General features: G+C 40.8%; 15 protein-coding genes. 5 read left to right on the forward strand and 10 right to left on the reverse strand.

Annotated features, from left to right (window positions below; all coding sequences use genetic code 11):
* The first annotated feature begins 8 nt into the window (after positions 1 to 8).
* The 4 genes from G529_RS0102610 to G529_RS0102625 all read left to right on the forward strand — a co-directional run bounded on the left by G529_RS0102610 (position 9) and on the right by G529_RS0102625 (position 2,369).
* Complete coding sequence (locus G529_RS0102610; protein ID WP_026914052.1) at positions 9 to 446, forward strand: hypothetical protein; 438 nt, start codon at positions 9 to 11, stop codon at positions 444 to 446.
* Between the two features lies 1 nt (position 447).
* Positions 448 to 1,056 (forward strand): ExbD/TolR family protein, encoded by a 609-nt coding sequence (locus tag G529_RS0102615; RefSeq protein ID WP_026914053.1) that lies wholly within the window; start codon positions 448 to 450, stop codon positions 1,054 to 1,056.
* A 28-nt stretch (positions 1,057 to 1,084) separates the two neighbouring features.
* Positions 1,085 to 1,567 (forward strand): ExbD/TolR family protein, encoded by a 483-nt coding sequence (locus G529_RS0102620; protein ID WP_026914054.1) that lies wholly within the window; start codon positions 1,085 to 1,087, stop codon positions 1,565 to 1,567.
* Positions 1,568 to 1,652: 85 nt separating this feature from the next.
* Positions 1,653 to 2,369, forward strand: a complete 717-nt coding sequence (locus G529_RS0102625; RefSeq protein WP_026914055.1) for a porin family protein — start codon at positions 1,653 to 1,655, stop codon at positions 2,367 to 2,369.
* Here the strand turns inward: G529_RS0102625 and G529_RS0102630 are convergent.
* From G529_RS0102630 to pyrH, 8 genes are all read right to left on the reverse strand, one after another.
* Positions 2,332 to 2,970, reverse strand: a complete 639-nt coding sequence (locus G529_RS0102630) for a hypothetical protein (protein ID WP_026914056.1) — start codon at positions 2,968 to 2,970, stop codon at positions 2,332 to 2,334. The two genes, G529_RS0102625 and G529_RS0102630, sit on opposite strands and share 38 nt — an antisense overlap.
* A complete protein-coding gene (gene rpoN / locus G529_RS0102635; protein WP_026914057.1) occupies positions 2,970 to 4,433 on the reverse strand; it encodes an RNA polymerase factor sigma-54 in 1,464 nt (487 codons plus the stop codon). The genes G529_RS0102630 and rpoN overlap by 1 nt, the downstream gene beginning before the upstream one ends.
* A gap of 82 nt (positions 4,434 to 4,515) precedes the next feature.
* Entirely contained in the window at positions 4,516 to 5,382 is an 867-nt protein-coding gene (locus G529_RS0102640) for an RluA family pseudouridine synthase (protein WP_026914058.1), read from the reverse strand.
* Positions 5,383 to 5,384: 2 nt separating this feature from the next.
* The gene (gene asnS / locus G529_RS0102645; protein ID WP_026914059.1) at positions 5,385 to 6,827 is read right to left on the reverse strand and encodes an asparagine--tRNA ligase; all 1,443 of its coding nucleotides are present in this window, start codon (positions 6,825 to 6,827) and stop codon (positions 5,385 to 5,387) included.
* Positions 6,828 to 6,901: 74 nt separating this feature from the next.
* Positions 6,902 to 9,310, reverse strand: a complete 2,409-nt coding sequence (locus G529_RS0102650) for an efflux RND transporter permease subunit (RefSeq protein WP_026914060.1) — start codon at positions 9,308 to 9,310, stop codon at positions 6,902 to 6,904.
* Between the two features lie 77 nt (positions 9,311 to 9,387).
* Positions 9,388 to 11,841, reverse strand: a complete 2,454-nt coding sequence (locus tag G529_RS0102655; RefSeq protein WP_026914061.1) for a DUF5686 family protein — start codon at positions 11,839 to 11,841, stop codon at positions 9,388 to 9,390.
* A 94-nt stretch (positions 11,842 to 11,935) separates the two neighbouring features.
* Positions 11,936 to 12,487: a ribosome recycling factor gene (frr, locus tag G529_RS0102660; RefSeq protein WP_026914062.1), complete on the reverse strand. Its 552-nt coding sequence runs from the start codon at positions 12,485 to 12,487 to the stop codon at positions 11,936 to 11,938.
* Between the two features lie 23 nt (positions 12,488 to 12,510).
* Positions 12,511 to 13,218, reverse strand: a complete 708-nt coding sequence (gene pyrH / locus G529_RS0102665; RefSeq protein WP_026914063.1) for a UMP kinase — start codon at positions 13,216 to 13,218, stop codon at positions 12,511 to 12,513.
* A 195-nt stretch (positions 13,219 to 13,413) separates the two neighbouring features.
* On the opposite strand from pyrH, the gene G529_RS0102670 reads away from it, so the two are divergent.
* Entirely contained in the window at positions 13,414 to 14,106 is a 693-nt protein-coding gene (locus tag G529_RS0102670) for a zinc metallopeptidase (protein WP_026914064.1), read from the forward strand.
* Positions 14,107 to 14,157: 51 nt separating this feature from the next.
* Here G529_RS0102670 and G529_RS0102675 read toward each other — a convergent pair whose 3' ends face one another.
* Both G529_RS0102675 and G529_RS0102680 read right to left on the reverse strand, forming a co-directional pair.
* Positions 14,158 to 14,628, reverse strand: coding sequence for an Lrp/AsnC family transcriptional regulator (locus G529_RS0102675; protein ID WP_026914065.1), 471 nt, complete (start codon positions 14,626 to 14,628; stop codon positions 14,158 to 14,160).
* A 50-nt stretch (positions 14,629 to 14,678) separates the two neighbouring features.
* Entirely contained in the window at positions 14,679 to 16,052 is a 1,374-nt protein-coding gene (locus tag G529_RS0102680; protein WP_026914066.1) for a saccharopine dehydrogenase family protein, read from the reverse strand.
* Positions 16,053 to 16,082 lie beyond the last annotated feature (30 nt).

Raw genomic sequence — 16,082 nt, forward strand, 5'->3', positions numbered from 1 at the left:
CGTAAATTATGACCTTACATAAAGTATTAAAATATCTGGCACTCGTGATCGGTGTGATTGGGTTAATTCTTCTGGGAAGAATTATCGCCACCGGTGACGATGCTATAAAAGCCTCGGCTGACCTACAGGGGAGTCATTTAGACCCTTTTATGTGGATCGCATACATTGTTCTTGCAGCAGTTGTAGTATTGGTTGCTATCTTTGTGATCGTAGGTTTATTCAGAGGAAATATTAAGAACACCATTATTGCCGTTGGATCCTTTGCAGTGATCATTATTATCGCTTACGTATTAAGTGACGGTGAGGCAACTCAATTAAAAGATGGTACTATGCTGTCTGCATCTGCAGATCATTGGGTAGGCGCAGGATTAATTACCTTCTATATACTTGCAGCAGTTGCGATTGCAGCAATGGTATTCTCTGGAATAAAAAAATTAGCTAAATAATATGGCAAAGAGATCAGCACCGGAAGTGAATGCCGGGTCTATGGCAGACATTGCCTTCTTACTTCTTATCTTCTTCCTGGTTACAACGACCATTGAGACAGATAGTGGGATAAGCAGGAAATTACCGCCATGGCAACCTGAAGAGCAGGAGCCTCCGGTTATTAAACAACGAAACATCTTTACGGTGCTTGTGAACAGTAATAACGAGCTGCTGGTTGAAGATGAGAGCATGGAGATTGGAGAACTGCGAGAAGCAGCTGTCGAATTTCTTGACAATGGTGGAGGACAAGGCGATGAAGCCTGTAGTTTCTGCCAGGGAGCTAAAGATCCTGGATCTTCAGTGAATCCACAGAAAGCCATTATTTCACTGGTAAATAACCGTGGGACAGAGTATGGAACTTATATTGCTGTACAAAACGAACTTGTTGCTGCATATAATCAGTTAAGAGATCGTGAAGCACAGAGAATGTATGGTACTACTTTCACAAAAATGGAAAGTGATTATAACGATCCAAGATATACTGGTGATAAGGACGCTTTAAAGGAGAAGATCGATGTTATATCTGATATGATTCCTCAGAAGTTATCTGAAGCTGAACCAACGAGTTAGAACTAGAAACGAAAAAACGACTTAAATTATGTCAAAATTTAAAAAGAAAAAGTCTGGAGATTTGCCTGCGATTAGTACGGCATCTTTACCTGATATCGTTTTTATGCTATTGTTCTTCTTTATGGTGGCTACGGTAATGCGTGACAATACATTGATGATCCAGAACAATTTACCATTTGCAGACCAGGTGGAGAAATTGGACAAGAAGGATTTGATTATGTATATTTACGCTGGTAAACCTAGCCAGAGATACCAGGCTAAATATGGAACTGAAGCCAGAATTCAGTTAAACGATAAATTTGCAAGTGTTGAAGAGGTACAGCAGTTTATCTATGCCGAAAGAGAATCCAAGCGAGAAGAACTTGTTCCTTATCTTACAACTGCTTTAAAAGTGGATGAAGAAACCAATATGGGACTAGTATCCGATATCAAACAGGAACTTAGAAAAGCTGAAGCGTTGAAAATCAACTATACTACCAAAAAGGGAGAAGCTGGTAATAATATCGACTAAAATCTTTTCAATTTAATTATAGAAAGCATCCTGTCCGGTTCAAACCAGGCAGGATGTTTTTTATATTTATAGCTTATTTGCTTTCATGAAAATCTTACTTCTTAGCCTTTGTGTGTTTTTGCTTGCTCCTACGTTCCTATGCGCTCAGGAAGATGAAAGGCAATATAAAATTCCCGATTCTGTGCCCTTTACAATCGACAGTCTTTACCGGGAGGATCAATTCTATGTTGGTTTCAGCTTCAACCTTATAACAAACAAGCCGGATGCAATTTCACAGGAAAGCTTTTCCGGTGGTGTAAATCTTGGATTCATTCGGGACATGCCTTTGAACGAACGTAGAAACGTGGCCATTGGTATTGGACTTGGTTGGGGAATCGATAGCTATGGCCAGAACCTTCGCATTACTAAAACCGCTTCAGGAGCAACAGATTTTCAGGCGTTGCAAGATATCGATTATGATACCAATCGCTATACAACCCAGCAATTCGAATTGCCATTGGAATTCAGGTGGCGTACCTCAACCCCACAATCCTACAAGTTCTGGCGAATTTATTCAGGAGTACGCCTGGGCTACATTTATAACTTCAGAAGTAATTATAAAGAAGACTTAGATCGAATTATTATCAACGATGTTTCAGAGTTAAATAAATTTAGAGCAGGGGCCACTTTTACCTTTGGCTATAATACCTTCAACTTTCATTTTTATTATTCCCTAATCCCATTTTTTAAAGACGCTTCCCTTCAGAATGAAGCCTTGGAAGTTTCTACCTTAAAAATAGGTCTAACATTTTATATTCTGTAAACCACAGCTTAAACATGAGCAATTGTGGGGCTAGTCCTAACAGGCTTCCCAGCCAAAGTTCAGAGCTTGTATGTGCTTTAAAATAAAGTCTTGAAGATGCAGTTAATCCGCACGCAACAATGAGGAAAGCAACCGAATATATATAGTAGAGCTGAAAATAGATACAAAAGCCTGTAACGAACATAAGCAGTCCTGTGATTCCCATCATATGTAGACTGGCTTTAAGTTTAAACCAGCTTAGTACGTAAGCTAAGAGGGTTGAAATTAATATACCGGCGAAGTAGTAATAGAGTCCTGGATAATTATAGTAATTCAAGATCTGGTGTAATACCATTAGCACTAATAAGGAGAAGAAGAATAACGGCCAGCGTCTTTCTTCTACTTTCTCTAAAAAAACCGATTCCGCTTTGCCCAGATTTTTCAGCAAAAAATAAAAAACTACCGGGATAAAGACTGTTATGATCGCTATAGCCATTAATTTAGCCTTTACGATCTCCTCAGGAAAATACCTGGGAATAAGTAGAAAATAAAATAGGCTCCCAAAAAATGGCATCCATAAGGGGTGGAGAATATAGGAAGAGAGCCTGAGCAGAATTTTCATTAAATCTCTTTTCGCAATCTTGCTACCGGGATATCCAGCTGTTCGCGATATTTCGCTACCGTTCTTCTGGCAATCGGATAACCTTTTCCTTTTAGAACCTTGGCGAGTTTCTCATCTGTAAGAGGTTTTTTCTTGTCTTCCTCTTCGATAGACATTTCCAAAATCTTCTTTATTTCCCTGGTCGATACCTCTTCACCCTGGTCATTGGTCATGGATTCAGAAAAGAATTCTTTGATAAGCTTGGTCCCGTATGGGGTATCCACATATTTGGAATTTGCAACTCTCGAGACTGTAGAGACATCCATCTCAATCTCATCTGCTATGTCCTTAAGAATCATTGGTCTTAAGTTTCGTTCATCACCGGTAAGAAAATATTCTTTCTGGTAATTCATGATAGAACTCATGGTTACCATCAAGGTTTGTTGCCTTTGCTTGATGGCTTCAATAAACCATTTAGCGGCATCCAGCTTCTGCTTGATGAACATCACAGCATCCTTCTGTGCTTTTGTTTTTTCCTTAGACTCCTTGTAACCTTTCAGCATGTTGCTGTAGTCCCTGGAGATATGCATTTCTGGCGCATTTCTTCCATTAAGGCTTAGCTGTAATTCACCGTCTTCGATCTTGATCGTAAAATCGGGGATCACATGCTCAACAATTCTCGTGTTACCGGAATATGCACCGCCAGGTTTAGGGTTTAAATGTTCAATAACATCAATAGCCTCACGCAATTCGTCTTCACTTATATCATGGCGGCTAAGTAATTTGGTGTAATGCTTTTTGCTGAAATGGTCGAAGGAACGTTCCAGTAGATCCTTGGCGAGTTCTACCTGTTTTGTAGGTTCTTTCCGATTTAGCTGAATAATAAGACACTCTTCGAGACTCCTGGCGCCAACTCCGGCTGGATCCAGCCGTTGTACCTTTTTAAGTACTTTTTCAACAGTTTCCTCGTCTGTATAAATGTTCTGGGTAAACGCCAGGTCATCAACAATATCTTGAATATTCCTTCTTATATATCCACTTTCATCTACACTTCCAACAAGAAATTCGGCAATATCCTGTTCGACATCATCAAGTCTTATCGTGCTTAGCTGAGTTTTTAAGTGCTGGGTAAAAGAAGTTCCAGCAGCGTATGGTACCTGCTTGTCTTCATCGTCTGCACTATAATTGTTAGCGTTGAGACGATAACTTGGAATTTCATCATCGCTTAAATATTCATCAACATCAATTTCTGTTTCAATACTTTCGCTATCAGTATCATATTCATCATCATTGCGATCGTTACCTATATCGTCATATTCGTCTATTCGATCTTCCTTTCCATCCTCAAGGGCCGGATTCTCTTCCATTTCCTGTTTGATGCGCTGCTCAAAAGCCTGAGTGGGCAATTGAATAAGCTTCATCAACTGGATTTGTTGCGGAGAGAGCTTTTGGGAAAGTTTAAAATTTAATTGTTGCTTTAGCATAAATAAGTGCTTGTCTAACAAAAATAAGGAAAAATCGATCCAAGTTGGCTTTGGCACGAAGCATGTTCGTGGTAAATTTTTGTTAAGACAATCTGTATAAGGAGAGGTTTCTAAACCTCTTCGGAAGCTTTAGCTCAAATGTCATTTCTTCTGAATTGACCGGGTGTTTAAAACAAATTCCGGAGCTAAAAAGATAAAGATTCTTATTCCTGAAAAATTCTTCTTCGGTCCCATAAAGCAGATCACCAACTATAGGCAACTGCATATTGCTTAAATGAATCCTGATCTGGTGCGTACGGCCTGTTATGGGTTTCGCCTTTACAAGTGAAAAATTTTCATTCTTAATCTTATAGCGGGATACTGGTTCGAGGATGGTTGCAGCAGCTTTTCCGTCCACTCTGCTGTTTTCTGTTATCGCGTTGGAAAGGTGGCCATGAGTTAGCGCATGATAAGTTTTTTGAATTCGTTTATTTTCGAATGCACTGTACAGACTTTGCTGCACTCCACGGGTTTTAGCTACGAGAATAATACCGGCGGTTGGATTGTCCAGACGGTGAACGGGAATGGGATACTTTAAGGCGTCCTCAGCCTTAGATACTGTTAGATTATAAGGAAGAGCGTTTTCGAGTGTCCGAAAGTAATTGCCATTGGTGGGAATTCCTGAAGGTTTTACAACTACTGCGAGATTTTCATCTTCAAAAAGTACCTTGAGTACAAATTCAAAAATCTTTCTTTCCCGCACTTCATCCTCTAGCAACTGGATCGTTTGTCCTGGCTGTATCCAGTCTCCAGTATTGGCAATGACACCATCCAGAAGAACGAGTTCTTTTGCAATAGCTTTTTTGAGCGCAGAACGACTGCTTATCTGAGGGAAAATTGAAATCGCATACTCCTGCAACCTGATTTTATATTCGATTGCAGGAACTGTATGCGTTGCTATGCTATTCAATCTTAAAATTCGGCGTTTTGCGGAGTCCTTGGGAAAGGGATCACATCTCTGATGTTGCCCATGCCGGTGGTGAACTGCACCAGTCTTTCAAAACCAAGTCCAAATCCACTATGAACACAGGTTCCAAACTTCCTGGTGTCAAGATACCACCAGAGTTCTTCTTCCGGGATGTTCAATTCTGCCATTTTCTCCTTAAGAACATCAAGACGTTCCTCACGCTGACTTCCTCCCACGATCTCTCCAATTCCCGGGAACAGAATGTCCATTGCTCTTACAGTTTTCCCATCTTCATTCAAGCGCATGTAAAATGCTTTGATATTTGCCGGGTAATCAAAAAGAATGACCGGAGTTTTAAAATGTTTCTCCACAAGGTAACGTTCGTGCTCACTTTGCAGATCTGCACCCCATTCCTCAATGATATAGTTGAATTTTTTCTTCTTATTGGGCTTTGAATTCTTCAGGATTTCGATCGCTTCGGTATAGCTAACTCTCTTAAAATTGTTATCCAGAACAAAGTTGAGTTTTTCCATGAGACCCATGTCGCTTCTTTCTGCTTTTGGCTTCAGCTGGTCCTCTTTTTCCTGTCGTTCCGCCAGAAATTCCAGGTCGTCTTTTGAGTGTTCCATCACGTACTTTAGTACGTATTTAATGAAATCTTCAGCAAGGTCCATGTTTTGATCCAGATCGCAGAATGCCACTTCCGGCTCGATCATCCAGAATTCTGCCAGATGTCGGGAAGTATTGGAGTTTTCAGCTCTAAATGTAGGGCCGAAAGTATAAACCTGTCCCAGTCCAAGGGCAAAGGTCTCAGCCTCTAATTGTCCTGATACGGTTAAATTTGTCTCTTTTCCGAAGAAATCTTCCTTATAGTTAATGCTGCCATCCTCATTTTTTGGAGGATTTTTCATGTCCAGCGAAGAGACACGAAACATTTCCCCGGCCCCTTCAGCATCACTACCCGTAATAATTGGGGTGTGTACATGGTAAAAGTTCTTTTCCTGAAAATATTTGTGTACGGCAAAAGACAGCTTGCTGCGCACTCGCATAATAGCTCCAAAAGTATTAGTACGCACTCGTAAATGCGCCTGTTCGCGAAGCTTTTCCATACTATGCTTTTTAGGCGACAGGATGGTAAGTTTTACCTCTTCAGGATTCGCATCACCCAGGATTTCAATTTCTGAAACTTCAATTTCAACACGTTGCTGACTTCCAACACTCTCCTTCAAAGTTCCTTTGACAGATATCGCTGCTCCTACGTTGATGCGCTTGATGATTTCCTCACTGGTATTTTCAAAGTCGATAACGCATTGCAGATTTTTTAAAGTAGAACCATCGTTTAAAGCGATAAAACGATTGCTTCGGAAGGAGCGTACCCATCCCTTGATGTGATGTTCCTGTAAAAACTGATCGCTTTCAAGTATTTCAGCGACTTTTGCTTGTATCATTTAGTTGAAATTTAGTAAAAACAAAGATAGTTTTTAGCCTGAAGCTTAGCAAGCAGGCTATTTTTTATATTTATTTAATTGTCATGCTGCTCGCGATTTGCTTCCTCTTCTTCGGTCTCGAAGATTCGCATCGCCGGTTCCTTCAGGGTTTTTTTATTGGCAATACTTCTTTCCAGAGAAAGCAACAGGGAAGGTAGCAATAGCAGGTTGGCCAGCATGGCAAACAATAAGGTGGCAGAAACCAGTCCGCCCAGAGCCACCGTCCCTCCAAAGCTACTAATCATAAATACTGAAAATCCAAAGAACAGCACAATAGAAGTATAGAACATGCTTACTCCCGTTTCTCTCAGCGCTGCATAAACCGAGCGTTTGATCTTCCAGTTATTGGCTTTTAATTCCTGCCGGTATTTTGCCAGGAAGTGAATAGTATCATCTACTGAAATTCCAAAGGCTATACTAAATACCAGGATCGTTGATGGTTTAATAGGAACTCCGAGAAAGCCCATCACTCCGGCAGTAACGATCAAAGGCAGCAGGTTTGGCACCAATGAAATCAGGATCATCCTGAAACTTCTAAACATCCAGGCCATCAATCCTGCAATCAGGAGGATAGCGAGTCCTAAGGAAATGATCAAATTCCGAACCAGGTAACTCGTTCCTTTCTGAAATAGCAGCGCTTTTCCGGTTAGCGATACGTCGTATCTTTCAGATGGAAAGATTTTTTCAATTTCCGGTAAAAGATCATTTTCAATCTCTTCCATTTTCTCGGTCCCAACATCCTTCATAAAAGTGGTAATCCGAGCATACTGCCCAGTAGAATCCACGTAGCTCTGCATAATTCCTTCCGAAGAAGAAAGACCTTTAGCATAGGGCATGATAAAATTTTGCTCCTGTGACGTTGGTAACTGGTAATATTTTGGATTTCCATTGTAATAAGCCTGCTTACTGTATTTTACGAGTCGGTTGATCGACAGTGGCTTGCTCAATTCGGGAATTTCTTCGATCTTACTCTCAAGATCATTCATCCTTTTTAAAGTAGAAAGTTTCAATACACCTTTGGGTCTTTTAGTGTCTATCATGATTTCCAAAGGCATCACCCCGTCAAATTCCCGTTCGAAGAATTTCACATCTTTATAAAACTGAGTTTCCTGTGGCATGTCTTCCAGAATACTTCCTGAAACCTTAATGGTGTAAATTCCGATAATACTTAGAATTAACAGTACAAGCGATGAAATATAGATGGCAATTCTGTGATTTCTCACCATATTTTCCATCCAGTCCACAAAACCACCAATCCATCGTGTATTTAAGTGTTTCAAATGCCTGTCCCGTGGTGGCTTCAAATAAGAATAGATGACCGGAATGATCAATAAGCTCAAGATGAAAATTGCCAGAATATTGATAGATGCCACTACACCAAACTCTCGTAAAAGCTGACTGTCGGTTAAGATGAAAGTTGCAAAACCAGAAGCTGTGGTAACATTGGTCATCAACGTAGCATTCCCCACCTTAGTGATCACCCGCTGCAAGGATTTCGCCTGGTTTCCATGCTTTTTGATCTCCTGTTGATATTTATTGATTAAGAAAATGCAATTAGGAATCCCAATAACGATAATAAGTGGCGGAATAAGCGCGGTAAGAATCGTGATCTCATAATGCAGCAACCCAATAAAACCAAAGGCCCACATCACCCCGATACAAACGGTAACCATGGAAATAATGGTGGCGCGTATGGATCTAAAGAAAAAGAAGAAAATAAGGGAGGTAACCAGTAAAGCAGCAACTATAAAAAGACCTATTTCGTCGACAATGTTCTGCGCATTCAAGGTACGTATATATGGCATCCCGGAAACCCGGATGTCGATACCCTGCTGCTCCTCAAACTCAGCAATAAGCGGTTCCAGTTCCTCGAGCACAAAGATTTTTCTGGCTTTTGTGTTGACCAGTTCCTTATTGAGATAAAGGGCAGATTGTATGGTGTTGGAATGAGAGCTATAAACAAGGTTCTCATAGAAAGGAAGGGCCGTAAATAATTTATTCTCAAAAGAAGCAAGAACATCGCTGTTAGGATCTTCTTCCGGCAGCACCGGAACCATTTCAAATCTTTTGGGGTCTTCAAACTTCTTAAGTTCCTGCAGACTAGCCGGAGAAATGATCTGGTCTACTTCAGGATAGGTGAGTAGTGTATCTGTAAGTTTATTCCATGCTTTAAACTTTTCAGGAGTGAACAATGCAGAATCCTGTACTCCCAGTAAAATTAAATTTCCCTCTTCACCAAACTTTTCAAGAAAGTCATTATAACTCACATTTACCTCATGATCATCTGGCATTAAATTAGCCTCCGTATACGAGAACTGCATGTTTTTCCATTGCGTGGAAAGCAGATAGGTTGCGACCAGTATAAGAACAATGATCAGAATTCGGTTTCGTAAAATAAGGCGTGCGATGGAATTCCAGAATCCAAAGCTAAAGATCTTTTGCATGGCTTTCTATTAGCGGCGCAAAGGTAAAAAAACCCTATTTAAAACCTTTGCTATTAATGCATTAATCGAGCTTCAGGCTATAACTGTACCTGTAAGGTGAATTTGAGAGAGAAGTTTTCCTTGAACGTAGGCAGGTGGTAGGCGCCATATCGATAGGCGGTGCTTAGACCAAAGCCTCCTAATAATTTGTTTAACTCCAGTCCTGCTTCTGAAAATCCTTTTTCCAAAGTATTAAAAGTTATGCCTTCATGCCTGGCGATATCGGTAAAATCACCAATGGCGTGCCTGGAGATAAAAACAAGTTCTGGCCTGAAAGTTCTGGTGATCTTAAATGGGCGCAACTGGTGTCGCATATGTAGCATGAGCTGCCGGTCTGAATAGAATTCGTTGAAGTACATGGTTTCAAAACTGTTGCGACCTGCAACCGAAATTCTCTGAGATATCTTCGACCTGTTTGGATTGTTCGGGTAAGAGTGGAAAGCATGAGTTAGAGGGAGGTCTCCAATGGCGTAATTGGCCTCCAGAATAAATTCGGTTCTGGATTGGTCGAGACGCTGGATTTCATGCTCTGCCTTAACTCCAATTCTGGTAAAATTAAAGTCGGCACCCATAACTTCCAATGCTTGCTCAAATTCTCCGGTAAACTGTGGGAACTTTTTTTCAAGAAGTACATCGCCTTCCGGAGTTCTTAGATATTTTGAGAACGGCTGCCAGAGAAAAGCAGCTTTTACAAAGTGAAGATCGTAATCGCTGTATAACCGGTTACCATCATTATAACTGTAATTTTTGATCTGCCATATTTCTTCTCTGGACAAACGCAGCTGCGTATCAAGCCTGGGTGTAATCTTGTGTTCAAGGCCTGCCGCGAATGTTCTGATGTTGTAATAATTGTTGGTATTTACAAACCTGGGCTCGAGAATAGAAAAAGTATTGCGGCCTTTTAGATACTCCACGGAAGCAATTTCATCGATATCCCGGTAAAAACTTAAGTTCAGATTCGTATGATTTCTTTTATTCAGATAGAACTGGGTTCCTAAACCATATTTAAAAACCTCGTCCTTGAAACCATAAGTGATGTAAGAGTTCAGGCTGAAATCTTCTGAAAACAGATCGTTGGTTTTTCCTCCAAATCCTAGCCTGATGCCCTCGTAATTGCTAAACTTGAAGATCTTACCAAGATCCATATCCCAGAAGCCTATGGGATAAGAACCGGAAGCGATCGCTTTCTTTACCTGTATCTTTCGTTCAATATTTTGAAATTTGATGAGGCTGTCTACTTTCTGTTCTGTTGCTGCATCACGTTCGTTAAATTTTACTTTACGGTTCGATTCCCAGAAATCGCTTGTCCTGTCGATCGCCCTGGGATTTATCTGTATTTCCGCAGCACCAATGCTCACTTTGGCCTGTGGCTGCAGGTCAAAATCATAATGAATCACTGTTGAGTTCAGGTAAAGGTTACTGCTTATACTATCACTCCCCAGGATTTTCCCTACGATACCCGGATTTTGCTGAACAGTTCCAATGCCAACGGTTCCTCCAAAAACAGCGATTTCCCTGCCTCCCGAACCTGGTTTTATCGTGGTCTTTTGTTGCTTTGGGAACCAGACATTCTGCTTCGGGAAATATTGATATTCATATTCAACTTCCAGCTTTACAGAGCCCAGAAGCTGTGCTTTGGCCTTTTGAATCGCCAGGGTTTTCGTGTCTAAATACAATATTCCTTCCAGGCCAGTGACGACCTCCTCGCGCTTGGGACTAAAGTAGATCACATAAGCAGGTCTTGAGGATTGGGTGGTGTCCAGGATTTTATATTCGTAGTTCCTGAAAGCTGCTTTTCCAAGCGGTCCCGCATAATCAGTTTTATAAATACTGTAATTGTTTTTGTATAGGCTGAAAGGGTTCACATCCATCGCAAGGACATTGTAAACCGGCTCCTCAAATCCCGCCGTTCGTACGCCCAGTACTTCTTCTGAAGTATCACCGTTCCCGTCGTTTCTATGACTGGCCACTTTTTCTGAAAGATAACCCCGCCCCTGATTGACGATGGTCTTCATGGCTGCTGAAGTGCTATCGGCATAAAGCTGTATACCGCCTCCTTCATTATCCACAATGAATTTGGTATAACTTTTATAGCTAAAGCCTGGTAAAACCGCTTCCGGATCATTCTGTTCTTTAAGAGAAATGGCTTTGGAAATAAGGCTGTCTACAGGGTTGGGAGCGTTCGAAAGCTCTACCGTTTGCAGTCTTTCTCTAACCGGGTCCAATTTGATCTGAAGATAACTGGTGTCCTGGTTTACCTTTGTGCTAAGTGTCTTGTACCCTACATAGCTAAACTTTATTTCGACGATTTCCTTGGCCAGCCGTAATTGAAAGCCACCGTCGATATTGGTCAGTAGAGTGTCGTTTTCGTAGATGATCCTGGCGTAGGCGAGGGGTTCATTGGTTTGGGAGTCGATAACGCGGCCTTTTACCTCAGACTGCGCGAAGCCAAAAGTAGTGATCAGCAAAAATACCCACACCAGCTTCGACATCACTTTGAACGGAATTTTTTTAAAAATAAAAATGCCGGTTCAAATCTGTTTTTCTTCAGACCTAAACCGGCATAAAATTGTGAAACCGTGATCATTAAACGGTCATGATCTCTTTTTCCTTCACTACCAGGATGCTGTCGATCTTGGCTATATATTCGTTCGTTAGTTCCTGAACTTCATCTTCAGAAGCTTTTAATGCATCTTCAGAAATGTCAAGTTTTTTAAGTTCCTGCATGGCGTGCTTGCGATCATTTCTAACTCCAATTTTAGAGTCTTCAGCTTCAGATTTTGCCTGCTTGGATAATTGTATACGGCGCTCTTCAGTAAGAGGTGGTACATTGATGATGACACTCTCACCATTATTCATAGGGTTAAAACCAAGATTCGCAACCATGATCCCTTTTTCAATTTCCTGGATCATGCTCTTTTCGAAAGGTTGAATAGATAGTGTTCGCGCATCGGGTGTATTTACATTGGCTACCTGCTGTAAAGGTGTTTTGGAGCCATAATAATCAACCATCACACTACCAAGCATGCTAGGAGTAGCTTTACCGGCACGTATATTTGAAAGTTGCTTTTTAAGATGCACTATGGCATTTTCCATAGCTTCTTTTGCTTCTTCTAAAATAAATTCAACCTCGTCCATTTCTAATTTCGTTTTCTATATAATTATAAATTCACTTTTGTTCCAACAGGTTCTCCGGTGGTTACCTTCAACAGGTTTCCTGGTTTGTTCATATCGAATACAATGATAGGCAGTTCATTTTCCTGGCTTAAAGTAAACGCAGTTGTATCCATGACTTTCAATCCTTTCTTTAAAACGTCTTCGAAAGAGATAAAGTCAAATTTTGTAGCACTTTTATCCTTTTCAGGGTCTGAAGTGTAAATTCCATCCACTCTTGTTCCTTTAAGGATCACGTCAGCTTTTATTTCTATAGCTCTTAATACGGCTGCAGAATCTGTAGTAAAGTATGGATTACCTGTTCCTCCTCCAAAAATAACCACTCGTCCTTTCTCCAGATGCCTGATTGCTTTCCGTCTAATAAATGGTTCTGCTACTTCATTAATTTTGATCGCAGACTGCAATCTGGTTTGAATATCTGCATCTTCCAGGGCACTCTGCAGGGCCAGGCCGTTAATAACGGTCGCCAGCATTCCCATGTGGTCACCCTGTACGCGATCCATACCTCTGCTTGCACCGGCAACACCTCTAAAAATGTTTCCACCACCAATAACTATCGCAAGCTCAACACCTTTTTCCACTACCGATTTGATTTCTGCAGCATATTCTGCCAGGCGTTCGGGATCAATGCCATATTGGCGTTTTCCCATTAAAGCTTCTCCAGATAGTTTTAAAAGTATTCTCTTGTATTGCATAGCTGTTTTTTGTGAACCGTTGCAAATATAGCTAATATCTGAATTTGTGAAATATAATGAGTCCTTTTTGAAAATGATTGGGAAGCATTTAGAATTAATTAACTCTAACGTGCACGAATAATCAACTGTCAGTCAATTCTGCTGGCGGGGTTTTTGATATCTTTGAATCATTACTAAATCTAAAGATTAGGACCTATGATGGGATATTATATAATTGCAGGGCTTATTTTTCTGGTAAGCATGTTTGTAAGCAACAAACTGAAGAGCAAATTCAAAGAGTACTCGAAAGTACACCTGCAGAATGGGATGAGCGGGAAGGAGATCGCTGAAAAAATGCTACGTGATCACGGGATACATGACGTAAAAGTTATTTCTACACCTGGAATGCTTTCAGATCATTACAATCCATCCAAAAAGACTGTTAATTTAAGTGAAGGGGTATATTCCCAGCGAAATGCGGCCGCAGCGGCTGTTGCTGCTCACGAGTGTGGTCATGCAGTGCAACACGCCAAAGCATATAGCTGGCTGCAAATGAGAAGTAAACTGGTGCCTGTAGTAAGTATCGCTTCTAAATTTTCCCAATGGGCAATTTTCGGCGGACTTATATTAATGAGTATGGTAAGCGTAGGGGTAGGACAAACCGTCTTGCTAATTGGGATCATCATGTTCGCAATGGGAACCCTGTTCAGTTTTATAACTTTGCCGGTAGAATATGACGCCAGCAAAAGAGCACTGGTTTGGCTAGAGACCGAAAATATGCTGACTCCTGCTGAACATGATGCAGCTGAAGATTCATTAAAATGGGCGGCCAGAACTTATGTGGTAGCTGCCGTGGGATCATTGGCAACACTCTTATATTTTGTTGGAATCTTTATGGGAAGAGATTAAAGTAAACTTCAGAAATATAGAAAAGGCTGTTAGAAATCTAACAGCCTTTTTTTATATTTTAATTTGTCGGTCTATTTGTTGGTTCAGGCTTATAAAGGTTTCTGTACGGGATACTCCATCAATTGCCTGGATGTTCTTATTAAGGACCACCATTAAATGCTCATTATCACGACATAATATTTTCAGAAATATAGACCAGTTCCCGGTCGTGTAATGACATTCAATAACTTCCGGAATTTCACTAAGTTGCTTAACGGCCTGTGGATTGCTTACAGCCTTGTCAAGATAAACCCCTACAAAGGCCATGGTTTTGTAACCAAGCAGCCTGGCATCCAGCATCATCTTAGAACCTTCGATCAAACCAGACTTTTCAAGTTTCCTTAAACGCTGGTGAACCGCTGCACCGGTAATTCCAATGTTTTTTGCAATCTCCAGGATGGGTTTTTTAGCATCTTTCATGAGGTAATTGAGAATGGTTTTGTCTATCCCATCCAGCTCAACGCTATCGTTTACAATTTTCATATTGCTAATTTTTGGTCGTTAAGCTAAAATAAAGAAAATGCTTTCTATTTTCAATTGCCAACTGCACCGAATGGATTATATCCAAGATATTCAATCTCTTTTTCTTTAAATATGATATCGTGAGCTTCCAGTTCTTTTAAAATGGGCTCATAGACTTCCTTTCGAATTGGTAACTGGACACCGGGTGTTTTAATCTGCCCGTTCAGGATCATTAATGCTGAAATTGCTACGGGTAATCCCACGGTTTTGGACATGGCTGTTTTAGACTGGTCCTCGCCAATATGAACCATGGTAGAATCAATTTGCTTCTTTTCACCATCTAGTTCGTAACCGAATTTATGATACATCACGATCATATCCTTGTCATCTTCAGCTAAGGTCCATTTATCCATTAAGATCTTCTGAAGCGCCTGTGCAGGAGTAGCATTTTTTATCCCTATCTTTTTTTCTGAATTAAATAGATCGAGTTCTATAAGTTTATCCCACATGATATCATCCTGATCGATTTTCAGGCTATGTCTGGTTTTGAGTTCTACAGAGTCGCTAGGTGAGTAGGGCAGAAAGGAATTGATGAAGTCGCGGTAACTCATCTCTTCTGAATTGGTCATCTCAAAACTATCATCGGTCATTCCAAGTTGTACGAACATGTTCCATGCTCTACTGAAGCCTACTTTTCTAATAGTTCCTCTATATAAGGTAAAGGCATTTTCGAGTCCGTACACACTTTGGTATTTCAGGGAGTTCCGGTTAGCGTAACCTTCAAATTTACCATAACCTTCTACCTCAAGAAATTCAGTCCTACGAAACAACCGGTGATATGGAATGTACTTATACTTTCCTTCCTGGATAAATTCAGCGACACCACCCTGTCCCGCAACAACAACATTTCTTGGGTTCCAGGTAAATTTGTAGTTCCATAGGTTGTTATCACTTTCAGGAGCTACGAGTCCACCAGTGAAAGATTCAAAAAGTAAGATCTTTCCACCTTTGTCTCTTATTCTGTCTATGACCTGCATGGCGCTCATATGATCAATTCCTGGATCTACGCCAATCTCATTCATAAACACCAGGTTTTTCTTTCTAACCTCCTCATCCAGAGCGCGCATCTCGTCACTTATATAGGAAGCCGTTACCATATGTTTTCCAAATTTCACGCAATCACGGGCAACCTCAATATGGAATCTTGCAGGCAACATGGAAATGACCAGGTCTGCCTGCTTAATTGCGGGTTCCCTGCTTTCCTTGTCGAATACATCTAATTCTATGGCTTCACAATTTTCCCGACCACGACAGGCATTCCGGGCACTTTTCAATTCTTTATCGCCAATTCTTAAAGTTAGTTGTTCTTCTACCGCACGGTCGAGCAGGTAGTCTATAAGTGCAGCGGTAGATTTTCCTGCACCTACGATTAATATTTCTCGCATAAATTAAGTTAGTTTTGTGTAGTGTAAACG

Origin of the sequence: Christiangramia portivictoriae DSM 23547, from assembly GCF_000423045.1 — a bacterium.
Taxonomy (GTDB): domain Bacteria; phylum Bacteroidota; class Bacteroidia; order Flavobacteriales; family Flavobacteriaceae; genus Christiangramia; species Christiangramia portivictoriae.